The organism is Atlantibacter sp. (genome assembly GCF_032062175.1).
Classification (GTDB): Bacteria; Pseudomonadota; Gammaproteobacteria; order Enterobacterales; family Enterobacteriaceae; genus Atlantibacter.
Genome location: NZ_DAMBQK010000026.1, coordinates 47,028 through 65,752, shown reverse-complemented (window position 1 = coordinate 65,752; position 18,725 = coordinate 47,028). Strand labels below are relative to the sequence as shown.

Annotated in this window: 19 protein-coding genes and 1 pseudogene; 5 read left to right on the top strand and 15 right to left on the bottom strand. The window is 56.1% G+C overall.

From position 1 onward, the window contains the following. From RT120_RS18870 to emrD, 4 genes are all read left to right on the top strand, one after another. A partial coding sequence (locus tag RT120_RS18870; RefSeq protein WP_312985048.1) for a hypothetical protein occupies positions 1 to 247 on the top strand: 247 nt, incomplete at its 5' end. A gap of 189 nt (positions 248 to 436) precedes the next feature. Further along, positions 437 to 526 carry a type I toxin-antitoxin system toxin TisB gene (tisB, locus tag RT120_RS18865; RefSeq protein ID WP_125292879.1) on the top strand — a complete coding sequence of 30 codons (90 nt, stop codon included), beginning with the start codon at positions 437 to 439 and terminating at the stop codon, positions 524 to 526. A 113-nt stretch (positions 527 to 639) separates the two neighbouring features. After that, positions 640 to 1,263, top strand: coding sequence for a histidine phosphatase family protein (locus RT120_RS18860; RefSeq protein WP_312985046.1), 624 nt, complete (start codon positions 640 to 642; stop codon positions 1,261 to 1,263). A 167-nt stretch (positions 1,264 to 1,430) separates the two neighbouring features. Further along, positions 1,431 to 2,615, top strand: a complete 1,185-nt coding sequence (gene emrD / locus RT120_RS18855; RefSeq protein ID WP_312985044.1) for a multidrug efflux MFS transporter EmrD — start codon at positions 1,431 to 1,433, stop codon at positions 2,613 to 2,615. Here emrD and RT120_RS18850 read toward each other — a convergent pair. From RT120_RS18850 to ibpA, 5 genes are all read right to left on the bottom strand, one after another. Further along, entirely contained in the window at positions 2,612 to 2,950 is a 339-nt protein-coding gene (locus RT120_RS18850) for a DUF202 domain-containing protein (RefSeq protein ID WP_312985042.1), read from the bottom strand. The two genes, emrD and RT120_RS18850, sit on opposite strands and share 4 nt — an antisense overlap. Further along, the gene (locus RT120_RS18845; protein WP_312985040.1) at positions 2,943 to 3,290 is read right to left on the bottom strand and encodes a DUF202 domain-containing protein; all 348 of its coding nucleotides are present in this window, start codon (positions 3,288 to 3,290) and stop codon (positions 2,943 to 2,945) included. Before RT120_RS18845 ends, RT120_RS18850 begins: the two co-directional genes overlap by 8 nt. A gap of 116 nt (positions 3,291 to 3,406) precedes the next feature. Continuing rightward, entirely contained in the window at positions 3,407 to 5,068 is a 1,662-nt protein-coding gene (locus tag RT120_RS18840) for a putative transporter (protein ID WP_312985038.1), read from the bottom strand. A 154-nt stretch (positions 5,069 to 5,222) separates the two neighbouring features. Further along, positions 5,223 to 5,651, bottom strand: a complete 429-nt coding sequence (gene ibpB / locus RT120_RS18835) for a small heat shock chaperone IbpB (RefSeq protein ID WP_312985036.1) — start codon at positions 5,649 to 5,651, stop codon at positions 5,223 to 5,225. A 107-nt stretch (positions 5,652 to 5,758) separates the two neighbouring features. Next, positions 5,759 to 6,172: a small heat shock chaperone IbpA gene (ibpA, locus tag RT120_RS18830; protein WP_312985034.1), complete on the bottom strand. Its 414-nt coding sequence runs from the start codon at positions 6,170 to 6,172 to the stop codon at positions 5,759 to 5,761. A gap of 303 nt (positions 6,173 to 6,475) precedes the next feature. Between ibpA and RT120_RS18825 the strand changes: the two genes are divergently transcribed. Then, a complete protein-coding gene (locus RT120_RS18825) occupies positions 6,476 to 6,802 on the top strand; it encodes a YceK/YidQ family lipoprotein (RefSeq protein ID WP_312985032.1) in 327 nt (108 codons plus the stop codon). Here the strand turns inward: RT120_RS18825 and RT120_RS18820 are convergent. From RT120_RS18820 to dnaN, 10 genes and pseudogenes are all read right to left on the bottom strand, one after another. Continuing rightward, entirely contained in the window at positions 6,796 to 8,052 is a 1,257-nt protein-coding gene (locus tag RT120_RS18820) for a DUF3748 domain-containing protein (RefSeq protein ID WP_312985030.1), read from the bottom strand. The genes RT120_RS18825 and RT120_RS18820 overlap by 7 nt on opposite strands. An 80-nt stretch (positions 8,053 to 8,132) precedes the next feature. Next, positions 8,133 to 9,469, bottom strand: a pseudogene (locus RT120_RS18815) (MFS transporter). Between the two features lie 89 nt (positions 9,470 to 9,558). Continuing rightward, positions 9,559 to 10,707: a galactonate dehydratase gene (gene dgoD, locus RT120_RS18810; RefSeq protein WP_312985028.1), complete on the bottom strand. Its 1,149-nt coding sequence runs from the start codon at positions 10,705 to 10,707 to the stop codon at positions 9,559 to 9,561. Further along, positions 10,704 to 11,321 carry a 2-dehydro-3-deoxy-6-phosphogalactonate aldolase gene (locus RT120_RS18805; protein WP_312985026.1) on the bottom strand — a complete coding sequence of 206 codons (618 nt, stop codon included), beginning with the start codon at positions 11,319 to 11,321 and terminating at the stop codon, positions 10,704 to 10,706. Before RT120_RS18805 ends, dgoD begins: the two co-directional genes overlap by 4 nt. Further along, a complete protein-coding gene (locus RT120_RS18800) occupies positions 11,305 to 12,189 on the bottom strand; it encodes a 2-dehydro-3-deoxygalactonokinase (protein WP_312985024.1) in 885 nt (294 codons plus the stop codon). The genes RT120_RS18805 and RT120_RS18800 overlap by 17 nt, the downstream gene beginning before the upstream one ends. Continuing rightward, positions 12,186 to 12,875, bottom strand: coding sequence for a D-galactonate utilization transcriptional regulator DgoR (gene dgoR / locus RT120_RS18795; protein WP_312985022.1), 690 nt, complete (start codon positions 12,873 to 12,875; stop codon positions 12,186 to 12,188). Before dgoR ends, RT120_RS18800 begins: the two co-directional genes overlap by 4 nt. 271 nt (positions 12,876 to 13,146) lie before the next feature. Next, positions 13,147 to 13,959, bottom strand: coding sequence for a sugar-phosphatase (yidA, locus tag RT120_RS18790; RefSeq protein WP_312985018.1), 813 nt, complete (start codon positions 13,957 to 13,959; stop codon positions 13,147 to 13,149). Between the two features lie 147 nt (positions 13,960 to 14,106). Continuing rightward, positions 14,107 to 16,521: a DNA topoisomerase (ATP-hydrolyzing) subunit B gene (gene gyrB / locus RT120_RS18785; protein ID WP_312985016.1), complete on the bottom strand. Its 2,415-nt coding sequence runs from the start codon at positions 16,519 to 16,521 to the stop codon at positions 14,107 to 14,109. Positions 16,522 to 16,549: 28 nt separating this feature from the next. After that, positions 16,550 to 17,623 (bottom strand): DNA replication/repair protein RecF, encoded by a 1,074-nt coding sequence (gene recF / locus RT120_RS18780; protein ID WP_312985014.1) that lies wholly within the window; start codon positions 17,621 to 17,623, stop codon positions 16,550 to 16,552. Continuing rightward, a complete protein-coding gene (gene dnaN / locus RT120_RS18775) occupies positions 17,623 to 18,723 on the bottom strand; it encodes a DNA polymerase III subunit beta (protein ID WP_125292895.1) in 1,101 nt (366 codons plus the stop codon). The genes recF and dnaN overlap by 1 nt, the downstream gene beginning before the upstream one ends. Between the last annotated feature and the right edge of the window lie 2 nt (positions 18,724 to 18,725).

Sequence of the window (18,725 nt, the reverse complement as noted above, 5' to 3'; positions counted from 1 at the left end):
CCACAGCGCTACGCGCTGCGGCCACCTTCAAAGCTTAACTGACAAGCATTACGCCAGAAGCGAGGTTTTTTGGGGCGGTTTTGCGGATGGTCGCCGCAAAAGCACACTGTGTTACGTCAACTTAATAACTATACGACCAATTGACCGCTATCGCAAATATTGCGGCGGTTTCAGGCAGGTTAACTATAGATCCCAGCGGGTAAGTCGTCCAGAAAATACTGTTCATTTATACAGTATTTATCTATAATGAAGTTGCTGTTCACTGTGTGCGATACGGGGCCGTGATATGCGGCGCAAAGCAAGTCCTGGCTGAAACGGGTGGTGCCGTCAGTGCCTTAACCCCGTGAGAGCACACTGTGTTACGCCAACAAAGCTGCTGGCAACAGGCAACGGAGAGGTACGTCAGCGGCGTGCTCCTTGACCAGAGGAGACGCGTATGAGCGGAATGGATTGGGTTATCCTTGTCCTCAAACTCATTGTTGCATTGCTGCAACTGCTTGATGCAGTCCTGAAATACCTGCGGTAATTCAGGGTCAAGCCGCACCAAAGGAGGGCGGGCAACCGCCCTCCTTTAACACTGGCTTTTTTCAGGTTTCGCTGACGTGCTAAGGTAGCCTCTTTCCCCAAAGGAAACGGTCAGTGAGCAAGTCGGTGCGTTTTATTGTGGTGCGCCACGGTGAATCCGAGTGGAATCAGCAGGGTATTTTGCAGGGGCAGCTTGAGAGCCCCACCAGCGCACGAGGGCTTCGGCAAATCGATGCGCTGCTTGGGGCGCTGGCAGGTTACACCTTTCGCGCCGTAATAAGCTCCCCGTCGCAGCGTGCGCTCACCACCGCACAGGCTATTGCCCAGACGCATTCTGCCACACTCTATCTCGACCCTCGTCTGCATGAACAGCACCTCGGCGATTTCCAGTCGCTCACTACCGCTCAGATCCTGGAACGCGATCCCGCCATTGGCGACGCGCTGTTTTCGGGGGATGTCGCGGTCGTTCCACCCGGCGGCGAAAGCGTGCTGGAAACGGCGAACCGGCTGCATCAGGCACTGCTTGAATGGGATGCTGAGGGTGATACCTGCGTTATCACGCACGGCAATACGCTGGCGGGTTTGCTGTGGCTTTTAGATGGCGCTGATTTCCGCGAGCCCTTTACCCGTTATAGCCCATACAATTGCAGCTTTTCGACGCTGGTTCGCCAGGGCCAAACCCTGGAGATCGAAAACTGGGGTCTGGCAACCCATCTGTTGAACGGCAATCTGCTGTAATCTGGCGCTTTCTGGCAATATTTGTTGCCGAAAGGCGTTTACAACCCACCATCCCCAGTCGCCCGCGATGATCTGGCGATATCTGCCTATTGTGGTAGATTCCTCTCGCTTTTAAGCGCTATCCAGAAAAACATTCCACCGAAAAATAAGAAATCGTATTCATCGCTATGAAAAAGCTGACGAACTCTCATCTGCTGTTAATGCTGATTATGCTTATCGCCGTCGGACAAATGGCGCAAACCATTTATATCCCGGCGATTGCTGATATGGCACGCGATTTACAGGTGCGCGAAGGCGCAGTGCAAAGCGTCATGGCCGCCTATTTACTGACTTACGGCGTCTCACAACTGATTTATGGCCCGGTCTCGGACCGCGTAGGCCGCCGCCCCGTCATCCTGGTCGGTATGACTATTTTTATGCTGGCGACGCTCATTGCGCTGCGCACCACCAGTTTGCCGGTGCTGATCGCCGCCAGCGCGTTACAGGGAATGGGAACGGGCGTAGCGGGCGTGATGGCTCGCACCATGCCGCGCGATCTGTTTGAAGGCTCTGCGCTGCGCCACGCCAATAGTCTATTAAACATGGGCATTTTAGTCAGCCCACTGCTTGCGCCGCTGATTGGCGGCGTGCTGGATACGGTGTGGGGCTGGCGCGCGTGCTTCGCATTTTTACTGGCGCTGTGCGTAATGGTAACGTTCAGCATGGCGCGCTGGATGCCGGAAACCCGTCCGACGCAGGCTCCACGCACCCGTCTTATCGCCAGCTATAAAACCCTGTTCGGCAACGCCGCGTTTAACTGCTTTTTGCTGATGCTGATTGGCGGGCTGGCCGGTATCGCGGTGTTTGAAGCCTGCGCTGGGGTACTGATGGGCGCGGTACTGGGCCTGAACAGCATGCTGGTCAGCGTACTGTTTATTCTACCGATCCCGGCGGCGTTTTTCGGCGCGTGGTACGCGGGCCGTCAGAATAAGCGCTTTTCTTCGCTGATGTGGCAATCGGTGATGAGTTGCCTGCTGGCCGGGGTGCTGATGTGGATCCCCGGCTGGTTCGGCATCATGAATATCTGGACGCTACTGCTGCCCGCCACGCTGTTTTTCTTCGGCGCGGGTATGCTGTTCCCCCTCGCCACCACCGGCGCGATGGAGCCGTTTCCGTTTCTGGCGGGCACGGCAGGCGCGCTGGTCGGCGGCCTGCAAAACGTCGGTTCCGGGCTGCTGGCCTGGTTCTCCGCGCTGCTGCCGCAAACCGGGCAAGCCAGCCTGGGCATGTTAATGACGGCGATGGGCGCGGTGATTTTGCTGTGCTGGCTGCCGCTGGCCCATCGCGAACAGCAGCAAAGCCATCTGGTTTAACGCAACAGCGTCAGGATGTTATGCAGGTGGGATACACAAAACAGCAGCGCCAGCATCACCACCGCCAGGGCGATTAATAATTTGCCGCGCAGCGATCGGCGGTCTGAAAAATCGCAGCGCGCAATATCCATCAGGTTGCGTTTATGGACAAACACATAAATCAGCACGCTGACCAGCGCCAGTATTACCAGCGACAGCCAGAACAGCGCCCCCGCCTGATACCAACTGTGGCGCAGCGCTAAGGCCAGCAGCGCGCCATAGCCCAGCAACGTGCGCAGCCAGGCCAGCGAAGTGCGTTCGGGTTGTAAACCCGGATCGCGCTGCGGGTCAGCCACCGAGTATCACCATCGCAATCACCACCGCTGCAATCAGTATCATGCCGATGCTGAGAGTTTTCAGGCTGCGGGTATAAACAAAATCCTGCTTCAGGCGCATCGCTTTTTCATTATTCAGCCAGCGCAAATAGCCATACAGCGCAATGCCGCCGGAAAAAACACACAGCAGCAGCGACATGATTTCCCGCACCAGCGGGGTGGCGAGTTCCGGGGCAAGCTGATCGAGCCCTACCCCTGCCGCCAGGAAACCCAGCGCGGTGCGTATCCAGGCTAAAAACGTGCGCTCATTGGCGAGTGAGAAACGGTAGTCCGGCGCTTCCCCGATCTCCGAAATTTTCATGTTTATTCCTTATGCCCGGCATGACGGAGCCGGAAATCTTTTATAGCCTGGCATTATTTTATCGATAAAAAAACCGGCGCTGTTAACGCCGGTTTTTGAGGGGGAAAGACGCAATGTTATCCCATTCCCCAGAACAGCACCGCCAGCAGTTGCGGCGTGATGATGCGTAAAAACATCACCAGCGGATAAACCGTGGCATAAGAAAGCGCCGCTGCGCCGCTGGTCGCGTGAAGGTTGTTCGCGAACGCCAGCGCGGGCGGATCGGTCATTGAGCCTGCCAGCATCCCGCACAGAGTCAGGTAGTTCATGCGGGCGAAAATTCGCGCCAGTAAACCGACGGTAAGCAGCGGCACGGCGGTGATAATCGCGCCATAGGCAATCCAGCTAACCCCGCTACCGGCCAGCAGTGTATCAATAAAATCGCCACCGGACTTCAGCCCTACCACCGACAGAAACAGCACAATCCCCAGTTCGCGCAGGGCGAGGTTAGCGCTGGGCGGCATAAACCAGTACAGCTTGCCGATGGTGCCGATACGCCCCAGGATCAGCGCCATAATCAACGGCCCGCCCGCCAGGCCCAGCCGTAGCGCCGCCGGGAAACCAGGGATAAACAACGGAATGGATCCTAATAACACCCCCAGCCCAATGCCGATAAACACCGGCAACATTTGCACCTGCTGCAATTTTTGCTGGGCGTTACCGACTTCCGCCGCGACCGCGTCGATAGACGCCGGTCGCCCGACCAGGTTCAAAATATCGCCAAATTGCAGGCTGGCGTTGCTGCTCGCCACCAGTTCGACCCCGGCGCGGTTAAGCCGCGAGATCACTACGTCATAGCGCTGTTTAAAGTGCAGATCGCGGATTTTCTTGCCGAACACTTTTTCGTTGGTTACCACCACGCGCTCAACGCGCAGTTCGGTGCCGTGAGTCGACAGTGAGGTATCCACTTCTTTGCCAATCACCAGTTGGGCGTTGTGCAAATCGTTTTCGCGCCCCACCAGGTGCAGCAAATCGCCCATCTGAACCACGGTAGTCGGCGATGGCACCATCAGCACATCTTCACGTTTTAACCGCGAGCAGATAATGGTGTCGCTATTGAGGATCGGGACATCCTGAATCGCCAGCATATTGAGGTTGGGGTTTTCGACGCGAATATTAATGGTGTGCAGTTGGGCGTGACTAAAGCCATTGCTGGCGTCGTGCTGAGCGGCTTCGCTATCGACATTAATGCGAAAAACCATGCGGATCAGCCACATGGTCATCAGGATGCCGCAAATACCGAACGGATAAGCCATAGCGTAGCTCATCCCCATCTGATCGACGATGGCGGTGGGTGTGCCCAAATCGGTGAGGATCTGCTGCCCTGCGCCCAGCGCGGGGGTGTTAGTCACGGCGCCGGAGAAAATACCCAATACCACCGGTAATGGAATATCGAAAAGCTTGTGCAGAATAGCGGTGACCACGCCGCCAAGCACCACGATCAGAATAGCGAACAGATTAAGCCGCAGCCCGGAAACGCGCAGCGAGGAGAAAAAGCCCGGCCCGACCTGGATGCCTATCGTATACACGAACAGGATCAGCCCGAACTCCTGGATGAAATGCAGCATATGCCCGTTAAGGCCAATCCCGGCCTGCTCGACAAAATGACCGACGATGATACCGCCAAACAGCACGCCGCCGATGCCAAGCCCGACCCCGCGAATTTTGACATTGCCGATCCATAACCCCACCACTGCTACCAGTGCCAGGATAGAGACGGTTAACGCTATCTCACTCATACCGGTTCCCTGTGTAACACACCCTTGTTATTGGGGATTCTGGCAGAGCTATAGCGGAATGAATGGGGGTTAGCGCACAATTTACGGGGGGATGTAATACGATCGGGGTAGTTCGGAGAGACGCGCTCCCGAAGTAAGGAGCGCGTGGTACGTTTTAGCTATTCAGCGCGGGGCGTTCGCTGATGGCGATACGCTGCGGCGCGATGGCTTCCGGGATATGGCGCACCAGGTCGATATGCAGCAGACCGTTGTAGAAGGTGGCACCGGAAACGTCCATATGCTCGGCCAGGGTGAAACTCAGGTTAAACGGTTGAGTCACTAATCCCTGATGCAACCACTTCGGCTCCTGCTCCGGTTTCTCCGGCGTGCCTTTCACGGTCAGGCGTGTGCCTTCCAGTTGGATATCTAAATCCTGCTGGCGGAACCCGGCCACCGCCAGGGTAATGCGGTAGTGGTTGTCATCGCTTTTTTCGATGTTATACGGGGGAAACGTCTGTGTTTCCGCGGTGCTTTGCAGTGCATTAGCCAGTTTGTCGAAACCAATCCACTGGCGCAGAAGCGGGGATAAATCGTAGTTACGCATGGTTGTTCTCCTTCAAAGAAGCGAGTGAATACCTGCAAGCTCAGGCTCGCAGTGTGCTCCCAATCGGCAAGCACGGGGATTAAGGCCGCGCGACGCGGCCCAGGGAATTAGTTGATTTCGATACGGCGCGGTTTATTCGCTTCAGGAATAACGCGTTCTAAATCGATATACAGCAGGCCGTTGACCAGGTTCGCGCCGCGAACGTGGATGTTTTCAGCCAGCTGGAATTTGCGCTCGAAGTTGCGCTCGGCGATACCCTGATACAAATAGGTACGCTCTTTCTGTTCGGCTGCGTGCGCGCCTTTCACCACCAGCATGTTGTCCTGGGCGGTGATGTCCAGTTCGCTTTCGGCGAAACCGGCGACAGCAATCGCAATGCGGTAATGGTTTTCGTCAACCAGCTCTACGTTATACGGAGGGTAGCCGCCGTTGCTTTGGCTCTGGTTGTTTTCCAGCAGGTTGAACAGGCGGTCAAAACCAATCGCGGAACGGTAAAGCGGGGAGAGATCGAAATTACGCATAAAAATAAGCTCCTGAAATCAGCGAGAAATTGTCTGCCTTCCCGTCGGGACAGGCGGTAAGTCAAAACGTCCTGTCGGCACGTCTTCGATGACTGTATCTGTAAAATGGTGGTGCTTGTCGCCATTTCAAGAGTAAAAGCAGATGATTTTTTGTTGGTTTACGTTTCTTTGCGTAGACTGGTTTAAGCGAAGGGGATAAAAAGGCAAAGCCACCCTAACAAATTGTCACGGCAGTGAATTTTTGAGGAAGCGAAGCCTCATTCCTTAATCGACGCGTTGCCACAACATAAAGTAAAAATGACAATGAAAATATGTATACGGATTTTGATGATCGGCTGCGTGCTTATACTACTGAGCGGCTGCTCCAGCGTAATGACCCACACCGGCGGCGGCGAGAAAGGTGTCTATCCGGGAACGCGCACCAGCGCCGAGCACCTGGGTGATGACAATATCAGTTGGGGATTTAAACCGCTGATCGCCCTGGACCTGCCTTTAACCGTGGTGATGGACACAGTGTTATTGCCCTGGGATATCTTCCGTACCGACAAATCGGTGAAGTCGCGGGTTGAGGAGAGCGAGCAGAAGAATCACGCCGTTAACAGCGTGATCCCTCCGGCAAACTATCAGTGACCGGTTTTCACCATCCAGAGCTGCTGATAACCGTCTTTGTGCGCCATCCAGGCGACATTTTTCCCGTCCGGTGAAAAGACCACGGCGTCGCCAGAAGGCGAATGCTGCTGGGTGAGCGGCGTAATCGCGCCGGTCTTAGCGTGGCACAGCACCACGCTACCCTGCTGAATAAACCCGATCCATTCACCGCCCGGGTGCCAGTTAAACGCCGATTCCACACCCGCCTCGCCAGTGGTGAGCTGCTGCGGTTCACCGCCGTTTGGCGAGATCAGCCACAGTTGCGCCACACCCTGCTCATCCCGCATTAAAAAGGCGATGGCATCGCCCTGCGGATTGCTGCGCACCCAGTGGCGTGGGCTGGTCGCCAGGCCTGGCCAGGCGCGCGAGTGCGTAAAGGTTAATCGCCGCTGGATCACGCCCGCTGGCGGCGCGGGCAACGTGGTGCCGGTGCCTTCGAGCGGCGCATTGCCTGCCTGTTTCCAGCCGGCTTCGTGCTCCGGCAAATCAACGATAAACAGCTCGGGGACTTTCTCACCCGTCACGCTGCGCGTATCGCCAATAAACGCCAGCGCCCGGCGCTGCGTACTGCCATCTGGCTTGCGATACCCGCGCTCGCCAATCCAGCCCTCTTCATAGGCGCGATTGATCTCATCGCTGCCTGGAACCGGCTCTGGCGCGGTACGGCTGACCAGCGCGCACCAGTATTGCCCGGCATACTCGCGTAGATGAACGCAGGGCGGCGTCACCGGGCCGAAAGGCAGCGCCACGCCGACGTTACGTAAATCGAGTGTCGGGTCATACTCACGCAGTACGTGATCGTTATAGGTAAAACTTACCCATTCACCGTCCGGGCTGAATACGTGGACGTGGCTGCCGCCGCGCAGCGCGCCGGGGGTAAACGGCGGGGTAATATCCATAGCATCCAGGTTCTGCGCGATGCCGTTTTCCAGCACCACGCCGCGACGATGGTGAAAATCATACTGCCAGTCTGCGTCCGGGTTTTCCGGGCCGTGAATAAACACGTACTGCGCTTTCTGCGGGTTCACCGTCACCACGCCGACATTCGCGCCCTGGGTCGCCCGGTAGAGCACCTCGACATCTCCCGTCTCGACGTTAACCCGCTCAATGGTTTCACCGGTAAAAGATGCCCCGGACGGACGCACGTCAAACGCCAGCCAGCGGCTGTCTGGCGTCCAGGTATTGATATTGGTGAGTTGATGATTGCGAGGGGCAAACGTGAGTTGTTTCATAGACAGGCTCGTTCGGATAACGGTAATGCCCATCATAGTACGCTAAAAACCAGACGCCCGATGGCAGGCGTCTGGTTTTATTAACCCACCCGCTTTACATCGCCAACCAGCAAAATGTACGAGCAGGCGCCAATTAGCGCGACCGCTGAGATATACACCAGCGCCGGCGCAAATCCGTAGCCCTGCGCTAAATAACCCACCACCAGCGGTACCGTAATCCCACCCAGGCCGCCGACAAAGTTAAACACCCCGCCCGTCAGACCAATCAAACGCATCGGCGCGAGTGAGGAAACCAGCGACCAGGTGATGGATGCAAATCCGTTGCCGAAGAACGCCAGCGCCATCAGCGCCATAATCCATACCGGATCGTTGGTGTAGTTTGCGCCCATAATGCAGGTGGAAATAAGCAGCCCGCAAATGATCGGCGTTTTACGCGCCACGCCCAGCGAATGCCCGCGCCGCACCAGCCGATCGGCGACCCAACCTGATAACAGCACCCCGAAAAACGCCGCCAGAAACGGCACCGTGGTCATAAACCCGGCTTTTAACGCGGTGATGCCTTTTTCCTGGGTGAGGTAATTCGGGAACCAGGTCAGGAAAAACCACAGCGTCGAGGTTACGGCAAACTGGCCTAAATAGACGCCCAGCAATTTACGGTGGAAAACCAGTTTCCAGTCGGCACGGGTCAGCGGCGTGTGCGATTTTTTCTCTGCCGGGGCATCGCCATCCACCAGACCGCCGCCGTCGCGGATGTATTCCAGTTCCTCCTGGTTAACGCCTTTGCTACGACGCGGCGGCTGATAGACTTTTATCCAGATAAACGACCAGATAATGCCGATCCCGCCGGTGACAATAAACACCCAGTGCCAGCTCAGCAGTTCCTGGATCCAGATCAGCAGTGGCGTCAGGAATGCCAGGCCGACAAACTGCCCGGAGGTATAAAAGCCCACTGCCGAAGCGCGCTCATGTTCCGGAAACCAGCTGGTCACCATGCGGTTATTGGTAGGAAACGCAGGCGCTTCAAATATGCCCGTGATGGCGCGTAAACCTATTAACGATAATAATCCCGTCGCGAAACCCTGGAACAGGGTCGCCACCGACCAACCGAGAATGGCGATAAAATACGTTAAGCGCGACCCGACGCGATCTAAAAACCAGCCGCCGGGGATCTGGCATAAGGTATATAACCAGGCGAAGGCGGAAAAGACGTAGCCCATTTCCGCTTTGGTAATGCCGAATTCCTCCTGAATATGGGCAGAAGCCACCGCCAGATTGGCGCGGTCGACATAACAAATCACGACGGTAATAAAGATCATGACCAGCGTCAGGTAGCGGCGGCGCGTAGGTTTTGCCGCAGATACGGAAATATCCATGATATTCTGTCTCCAGATTTTGGCATGGCGAGGCCCCTCACCATGCCCTGTGAAATACAGAGGGTGATGTATCGAATTATTTTTTTACGGCTATTACTGAGGTGTTTTTATTTCACTTTCGTTGAGCGCGTTATTACCACTCCGCGACGCTACCATCGGCATGTCGCCATAATGGATTTCGCCAGTCAGTTGCGCTTTTACTGCGTTCAATAACCTGTTGTTCATCGATTTCCACACCGAGCCCCGGTTTCATTAACGGTTGGAAATAACCGCCGTCCATTGCGAAGTCTTGTTTATTTTTAACGAAGTCGAGCAGTTCTGCGCCCTGGTTATAATGAATGCCCATACTTTGTTCCTGTAGCACGGCATTGCGGGAAACAAAGTCGATATGCAGACACGCCGCCAGGGCAATCGGGCCGAGCGGGCAGTGTGGCGCCAGGCCGACGTCGTAAGCTTCTGCCATCCCGGCGATTTTAAAGCATTCGGTAATACCGCCCGCGTGGGAGAGATCCGGTTGCAGAATAGCAATGCCGCCCGCTTCCAGTACCCGCTTAAATTCAAAGCGCGAGAACATGCGTTCGCCTGCGGCAATCGGAATAGGGGTTTGGGCAGCCAGGCGCGGATAATATTCCGCCTGCTCGGCTAACACCGGCTCTTCAATAAATAACGGGCGGTACGGTTCGAGTTCTTTAATTAATATTTTCGCCATCGGCGCGCTGACGCGACCGTGAAAATCCAGACCAAATTCGATGGTATTGCCAAAGGCTTCACGAATTTGCGCCACGGTATTGACGGCGGCATCGACTTTGCGGGAGTCATCAATAACGCCTAATTCTTCGCAGCCGTTTAATTTAAACGTGTCGAAGCCAATTTTGCGCAGTGTTTCAATACCGGCAATCACTTCCGCCGGACGGTCACCGCCAACCCAGCTGTAGGCTTTAATTTTATCGCGCACCAGGCCACCCATTAACTGCCATACCGGGGCATTTAATACTTTGCCTTTAATATCCCACAGCGCCTGATCGATACCGGCAATGGCGCTCATTAAAATCGGGCCGCCGCGATAAAATCCGCCGCGATACATAATTTGCCACAGGTCGTTGATACGCGCCGGGTCCTGGCCAATCAGCATTTCACCCAGTTCATGCACCGCTGCCTCAACCGTGCGGGCGCGGCCTTCAATCACCGGTTCACCCCAGCCAACAATGCCTTCATCGGTTTCGATTTTTAAGAACATCCAGCGGGGTGGTAAGCGGTATGTGGTGAGTTTGGTTATTTTCATTTCACTGCCTCTCGATACGCATTAATAAATGCTTGTGCTTGTTCCCCGGTACGGCTGAGCGGCTGCCCTGCCTGGTAAAGATCGCTGCCAAGACCCGCGCCGATACACCCCGCGTTCAGCCACTGCGCCAGGTTCTCGGGGGTGACGCCGCCAACGGCGAACACCGGCACATCAGCAGGCAATACGGCTTTCAGCGCTTTGATGTACTCAGGCCCAAAGGCCGAAGAGGGGAACACTTTCAGTGCCTGCGCGCCCGCATCCAGCGCCGCGAACGCTTCCGTGGCGGTGGCGCAGCCGGGGCAAACGGTCATGCCATATTCCACCGCGCGCTGGATGACGCCAACGTTGATGTTTGGCGTGACGATCAGTTTGCAGCCCATCTGCGCCAGCTGGACCACCTGCTCCGGTTGCGTCACCGTGCCTGCGCCAATCAGGGCTTTATCGCCATACCTTTCCACCATCGCAGGGATGCTCTGCTGCCAGTTCGGCGAATTAAGCGGAATTTCTACTGCCTGAAAACCAGCAGCGATAATCGCACCCACGTGCTGTGGGGCTTCTTCCGGGGTGATACCCCGTAAAATCGCGATGAGGGGAAGTTCAGTTTGCCATCGCATGGGCAATGCTCCTTATACCTGCCTGAAAAGCGTGGTCGCCCTCAAGAGTGCGGGCGGTAAAGCCCAGCCGCGCCAGGGCGCGCTGATAGCGGGCGCACAGCTTAAGATTGGCGACGAGAGTGATGGGCTCAGCTTTGGCGGGTTGATAGTGGCGCAGCTGCGTGGCCACCTCGTTGCCAATCAACAGCCCGGAAAGAAAGTCGCTGACGTGGGCGCGCGGCATCGTGCCGAGAACGTGGGAGGCACGGACCTCAAACAGACGCGTGATGATAGCGTCATCATGGATACCCTGCTCCAGGCCGGCGTCAAACGCGGCATGATCTTCCTGCTGCTCGCCGATACCCACGCCCACCAGCGAATGGGAGAGCAGCAGATGATGCAGTTCACCGGTCATCACGGTGCGAAAATCGAGTATGCGTTCAGCATCGGCCTGCACCCATTTGCAATGGGTGCCCGGCATGATGTACAGCGATGCGGGCGCTAATGCGGCTGCGCCGATAAGCTGGGTCTCCTCACCACGGATCACGTTATGGTTATCGTCACGGTCCACGCGCAGGCCGGGAATAATCCACACGTTGGGGATAACGGCGGTAAGTTGATCGCCAATCGCATTAAATGCGACAGGGCAAGGCAAATAGGGCGCGTTGATCCACCCGGCGTTGCTGCCGACCATACCGGCCATCAAAACCGGCGTGTTTGCCTCGCGCCAGCCTTCGGTAACGCTATTTAGCACCGCTTCCGACGTCTGGCCGTTCAGCCGGGTGACGCCGCTGGCAGATTGTCGGCTGTCGAAGCATTCTCCGTCCTGATACAGCCAGGCGCGAAGATTGGTTGACCCCCAGTCAATAGCGATATAACGAGATGTCATGTGATTTCCTTAAGCCTGCGTGTAGAGCTGGCGATCATATCCAGCGCCGCCTGTTCCGCCGCGTTGCCGTCCTGATGACGGATGGCATCGAATAACACTTTGTGCTCCTGAAGGGTTTTCGGCATGTTGGCCTCATCGCCCATCCAGGTCCGTTCAAATACTGCGCGCTGCAATGAGCTGATCGCCACACTCAATTGCTGCAAAACCGGGTTATGCACCGAGGCCAGCACCGCCTCGTGATAGCGAATATCCGCCTCGTTAAAGGCGTCGCGATCCTGATTGTTGGCGATCATGTCATTCAACGCCGCTTCGATTTGCGCCAAATCGCTTGAGGTGGCGCGCTTGGCGGCCCAGCGGGCGATGGCCGGTTCCACCAGGTTTCGCACTTCGCTCATGGCGCTAATCAGGCGCGGGTCATAGTCGTTTTCCAGCACCCATTGCAGCACCTCGGTATCGAGGTAGTTCCACTGGTTACGCGGCGCGATAAACGCCCCCCGGTAACGCTTCATTTCTACCAACCGCTTGGCAATCAAAGTGCGAAACACTTCGCGGATGATATTGCGCGAGGTTTCGAACTCCTCACACAGGTCCGCTTCTGCGGGCAGCGCCGCACCCGGAACATATTTACCGCTCACAATCTGGCGGCCCAACGTAATCGCGATGCGATCGGTTTTGGTCAGTGTCATGGCTTTTCCCTGGTAATCCACACATCCCTTTACTTTACCGTGACCGTCGGTTTCCGCCTCAATTTTGAAGTACAAACGTGAAGCAAGTTGCCATGATGACAGTAATAATGTAGTACAACGATACTTGGTTGTACTACAATTTAGATCACAAAAACAACAATTCGCGATCGGGTGTGGATCAGGACATCAGCATGCGATTCATAGAAAGGGAAGGAAAAGCGTCAGAGAGACAGGCCGCCGGGAGGGCTCCAGGCGGCGGGATACGAGGCGGTTATTGCAGGACGAACTTCTCAATGGCGTAGGCCACGCCGTCTTCAAGGTTGGTTTTGGTTTCAAAATTCGCCACGGCTTTGACGGAATCAATCGCGTTGCCCATCGCCACGCCGAGTCCGGCGTATTCGAGCATCGCAATATCGTTTTCCTGATCGCCGATCGCCATCACCTCTTCCGGCTTGATATTCAGCGCATCCGCCAGCGATTTCACGCCGGTGCCTTTGGTGACGCGCTTATCGAGGATTTCCAGGAAGTACGGCGCGCTTTTCAGCACGGTGTACTTTTCTTTCACTTCAACCGGGATGCGCGAAATGGCTTTGTCGAGCACCGCAGGCTCATCGATCATCATGACTTTCAGGAATGTCATGTTCGGGTCCATTTTTTCCGCTTCGCAGAACACCAGCGGAATGGTGGCGACAAAAGATTCATGCACCGTGTAGTAGCTGATATCGCGGTTGGCGGTGTACAGCGTGTTACGGTCGAGGGCGTGGAAATGCGAGCCGACTTCGCGGGAGAGTTTTTCCAGATAACGATAATCGTCATAGCTCAGCGGCGTTTGCGCCACGGTACTACCGTCGCTGGCTTTTTGCACCAGCGCGCCGTTGTAGGTGATGCAGTAGTCGCCTGGCTGCTCCATGTGCAGTTCTTTCAGGTAACTGTGTACGCCGGCGTAAGGGCGACCGGTAGTCAGCACAACGTTGACGCCCTGCGCGCGCACCTTTGCGATAGCGTCTTTAACACCGGGCGAAATGGTGTGATCGGGCAGCAAAAGCGTGCCGTCCATATCAATTGCGATGAGTTTTATCGTCATGGGGATCTTTTGAGGTAGTGGGTTTGTTTCATGCTAACGCGATTCCGCTCACAAAAAAACCACTTCATTGGGCAGTGAACGCCCTCTAAGGTTAGCCAAAAAAAACGCCGCTCTGATGAGCGGCGAATTTTGATGACCGGAAAAGCGTTAAATATCGATATTCGCCGCTTTTAGGGCGTTCTCTTCGATAAAGGCACGGCGTGGTTCAACCGCATCACCCATCAGGGTGGTGAACAGCTGGTCGGCGGCAATTGCATCTTTAACAGTAACGCGCAGCATACGACGGCTTTCCGGGTCCATGGTGGTTTCCCACAGCTGTTCCGGGTTCATTTCGCCCAGACCTTTATAACGCTGGATAGCCAGGCCACGACGCGACTCTTTCACCAGCCACTCCAGCGCCTGTTCGAAGCTTTCTACCGGCTGACGGCGTTCGCCGCGCTCGATAAACGCATCGTCTTCAATCAGGCCGCGCAGCTTCTCGCCGAGCGTGCAGAGACGGCGGTACTCCGCGCCGATAACAAACTCGTTATCCAGAACATAATCGGTATCGACGCCGTGAGTGCGCACGCGCACCACCGGCTCAAAGTGATGCAGTTCCTGGTTTTCACGGATATCGTATTTCCATACGCTGCCGTGAGTTTCGTTCTCGTTCAGCACGGTGATCAGTTGGGAAATCCAACGGGTCACTGTAGCTTCATCGGACAGATCCGCTTCAGCCAGCGTCGGTTGGTACACCAGCTCTTTCAGCAGCGCGCGCGGGAAGCGACGCTCCATGCGGTTGATCATCTTCTGAACAGCGTTGAACTCGGCCACCAGCTTCTCAAGCGCTTCACCCGCCAGTGCCGGCGCGTTGGCGTTGGTATGCAGGGTAGCGCCGTCCAGCGCGATGGAAATCTGGTATTGATCCATCGCGTCATCATCTTTGATATACTGTTCCTGTTTGCCTTTTTTCACTTTGTACAGCGGCGGCTGGGCGATATACACGTGGCCGCGCTCAATGATTTCCGGCATCTGACGATAGAAGAAGGTCAACAGTAGGGTACGAATGTGCGAGCCGTCAACGTCCGCATCGGTCATGATGATGATGCTGTGATAACGCAGTTTGTCCGGGTTGTATTCGTCGCGGCCAATGCCGCAGCCCAGCGCGGTGATCAGCGTGGCCACTTCCTGAGAGGCCAACATCTTGTCGAAGCGGGCTTTCTCCACGTTGAGGATTTTACCTTTCAGCGGCAGAATGGCCTGGTTCTTACGGTTACGCCCCTGTTTGGCAGAGCCGCCCGCCGAGTCCCCTTCCACCAGGTACAGTTCAGAGTGGGCCGGATCGCGTTCCTGGCAATCCGCCAGTTTGCCCGGCAGACCGGCCAGATCCAGCGCGCCTTTACGACGGGTCATTTCACGGGCGCGCCGCGCCGCTTCACGCGCACGGGCCGCATCAATAATTTTGCCGACTACGATTTTGGCGTCGCTCGGGTTTTCCAGCAGGTATTCGCTCAGCAGTTCGTTCATCTGCTGCTCAACCGCAGATTTCACCTCGGAAGAGACCAGTTTGTCTTTGGTCTGGGAGGAGAATTTCGGGTCCGGCACTTTCACGGATACCACGGCAATCAGGCCTTCACGCGCATCGTCGCCGGTGGCGCTAACTTTGGCTTTCTTGCTGTAGCCTTCTTTGTCCATGTAGGCGTTCAGGGTACGGGTCATCGCCGCACGGAAGCCTGCCAGGTGCGTACCGCCATCACGCTGTGGAATGTTGTTGGTAAAGCAGTAGATGTTTTCCTGGAAACCATCGTTCCACTGCAACGCCACTTCCACGCCGATGCCGTCTTTCTCGGTGGAGAAATAGAAAATGTTCGGGTGGATCGGCGTTTTGTTCTTGTTCAGGTACTCAACAAACGCCTTGATGCCGCCTTCGTAATGGAAATGGTCTTCTTTGCCGTCACGCTTATCGCGCAGACGAATCGAAACGCCGGAGTTCAGGAAGGAGAGCTCACGCAGGCGTTTCGCCAGGATCTCATATTCAAATTCGGTAACGTTGGTGAAGGTTTCCAGGCTCGGCCAGAAGCGGACCAGAGTCCCGGTCGCCTCGGTATCACCCGTTACCGCCAGCGGCGCTTGCGGCACGCCGTGTACGTAGGTTTGCTGGTGAACTTTGCCTTCGCGGCGGATCACCAGTTCAAGCTTCTGGGACAGGGCGTTCACTACCGATACGCCTACGCCGTGCAGGCCGCCAGAGACTTTATAAGAGTTATCATCGAACTTACCGCCCGCGTGGAGCACCGTCATGATCACTTCCGCCGCAGACACCCCTTCTTCCGGGTGAATGCCAGTCGGAATACCACGGCCATCATCCGTTACGGAAACGGAGTTATCGGCATGGATAGTGACGACGATGTCTTTACAGTGTCCGGCGAGCGCTTCGTCGATAGCGTTATCTACCACCTCAAATACCATGTGGTGCAGACCGGTGCCGTCATCCGTGTCGCCGATATACATACCCGGGCGCTTACGCACCGCATCCAGCCCTTTCAGGACTTTGATACTCGAGGAGTCATAGGAATTCGACATCAACGTTTCTCGCTCATTAGTTCTTGGGTTAATCCGTTATTTTACCCTGTTCCACGGCGAACATCTTCGAATTTTTGTCCGCCATATCCATCACATGTTCTGCACTTATCGCACTCACAAAGACTTGTGACTGAGTCGCCTTTAAGCGGCTCGCCAGCAGGCCGCGACGTGCATCATCCAGTTCAGAGGCAAAATCATCTATCAGGTAGAGACAGCGGCGTCCGCTCTCTCGGGTTAAAAACTCACCCTGCGCCAGGCGCAACGCGCACATCAGCAGTTTGAGCTGCCCGCGGGACAGCGTGTCCTCTACCGGGGCGCCGTCGGCACGGATCCGAAAATCCGCTTTATGAGGCCCGTGCGCGGTGTAGGTCAACATTCTGTCGCGCTCAAAATTGCGCACCAGCACGTCGGCATAATCGCTCTCTTTCTCCCAGCCGCGCTGGAAAGAGAAGGTAAGCGTGAATTCAGGTAAAAATTGCTGGCAGGTGTCTGCCATATCTTCGGCGATGGCGCGGCTGTAATCACTGCGCCATTGGCTGATTTGTTCGGCCAGCGGGATCAGTTCTTTATCCCACGGGCGAAGCTGTTCGTAGCGGCTGACCTGGCGCAGTGCGGCGTTACGCTGCTTGAGCAGCCGCTTTAAATTGCTCCAGGCGACAAAGAAACCCGCCTGATTATGGAAGCATCCCCAATCCAGAAACGCTCTACGGTATTTGGGGCCGCCGCCGAGCAAAGTAAACCCTTCAGGGGTAATTAATTGCATCGGCATCATCAGCGCCAGTTCCGCCACTTTATGGCCGTCGGTGCCGTCAATGCGCACTTTGCTGTCGCCTTCACGGTCTTTAGTCAGGCCGATGGCGGTCTCCCGCTCGCCCTCTTTTAAGCGCCCGTGCAGCACAAACGCATCCTGTTCGTGGCGGATCACCCGGCCAATCTGCAAACTGCGAAACGCACGGCCATGACCGAGCGTATAGATCGCTTCCAGCACGCTGGTTTTGCCGCTGCCGTTAGCGCCAACCAGGAAGTTAAAGCCGGGAGAGAGTTGGAGATCCGCGCTTTCGATGTTGCGAAAGTCGCGGATTAACAAGCGGGTAAGCGACATTACAGTCTCATGGGCATAACAACGTAAGCCGCGCTTTGGCTGGCTGCATCTTCAATCTGCACACTCGATACGGAGTCAGTCAGCAGAATGCGCACGTTCTCGCACTTAAGCGCATTCAGCACGTCCAGCACGTAGCTGACGTTAAAGCCGATCTCCATCTCGGTGCCCGCGTAAGTTACGTCGAGGATCTCTTCGGCTTCTTCCTGTTCCGGGTTGTTAGCGGTAATTTTCAGCTGGTTTTCGCTGACATAAAGACGCACGCCGCGGAACTTCTCGTTGGAGAGAATAGCCGCACGGGCGAACGCCTGTTTCAGCAGATCGCAGCCCGCGTCCAGGTGTTTATCCGGATTTTTCGGCAACACGCGGCGGTAATCCGGGAAACGGCCATCCACCAGCTTAGAAGTGAAGATATAGTCGTTAACGTGAGCGCGAATATTGTTGCTGCCGATCTGAATGCGCAGCGGACTATCGCCGCCGTCGAGCATACGCATCAGCTCAAGCACCCCTTTACGCGGCACGATCACCGAATGGTTCGGCAACGGTTGGCCAACCGGCATCGCGCATACCGCCAGGCGGTGACCATCAGTCGCCACGGTACGCAGCTCTTCGCCTTCGGTTTCAAACAGCATGCCGTTCAGGTAATAACGCACGTCCTGATGGGCCATAGAGAACTGGGTGGCTTCGATCAGGCGCTTCATGGTGGCCTGCGGGAGCGTAAACTCTACTTCGCTCTGCCAGTCGTCCAGATTCGGGAAGTCCGCCGCAGGCAGCGTAGAGAGCGAGAAACGGCTGCGCCCTGAGCGCACCAGCATTCTGTCGCCTTCCAGCGTGACGGCGATTTCCGCCCCTTCCGGCAAGCCACGGCAGATATCGAAGAATTTACGCGCCGGCACGGTGGTCGCGCCCGCCTGATGCGGTAACGACAGCGCCACGCGCGCGATCATCTCCATTTCGAGATCGGTCCCGGTCAGCGAAAGGGTCCCGTCCGTTACCTGCAACAGCAAGTTTCCGAGGATCGGTAACGTCGGACGGCCGCCTAACGGGCCGCTAACCTGCTGGAGCGGTTTTAATAAATGTTCACGTTCAACGGTAAATTTCATAG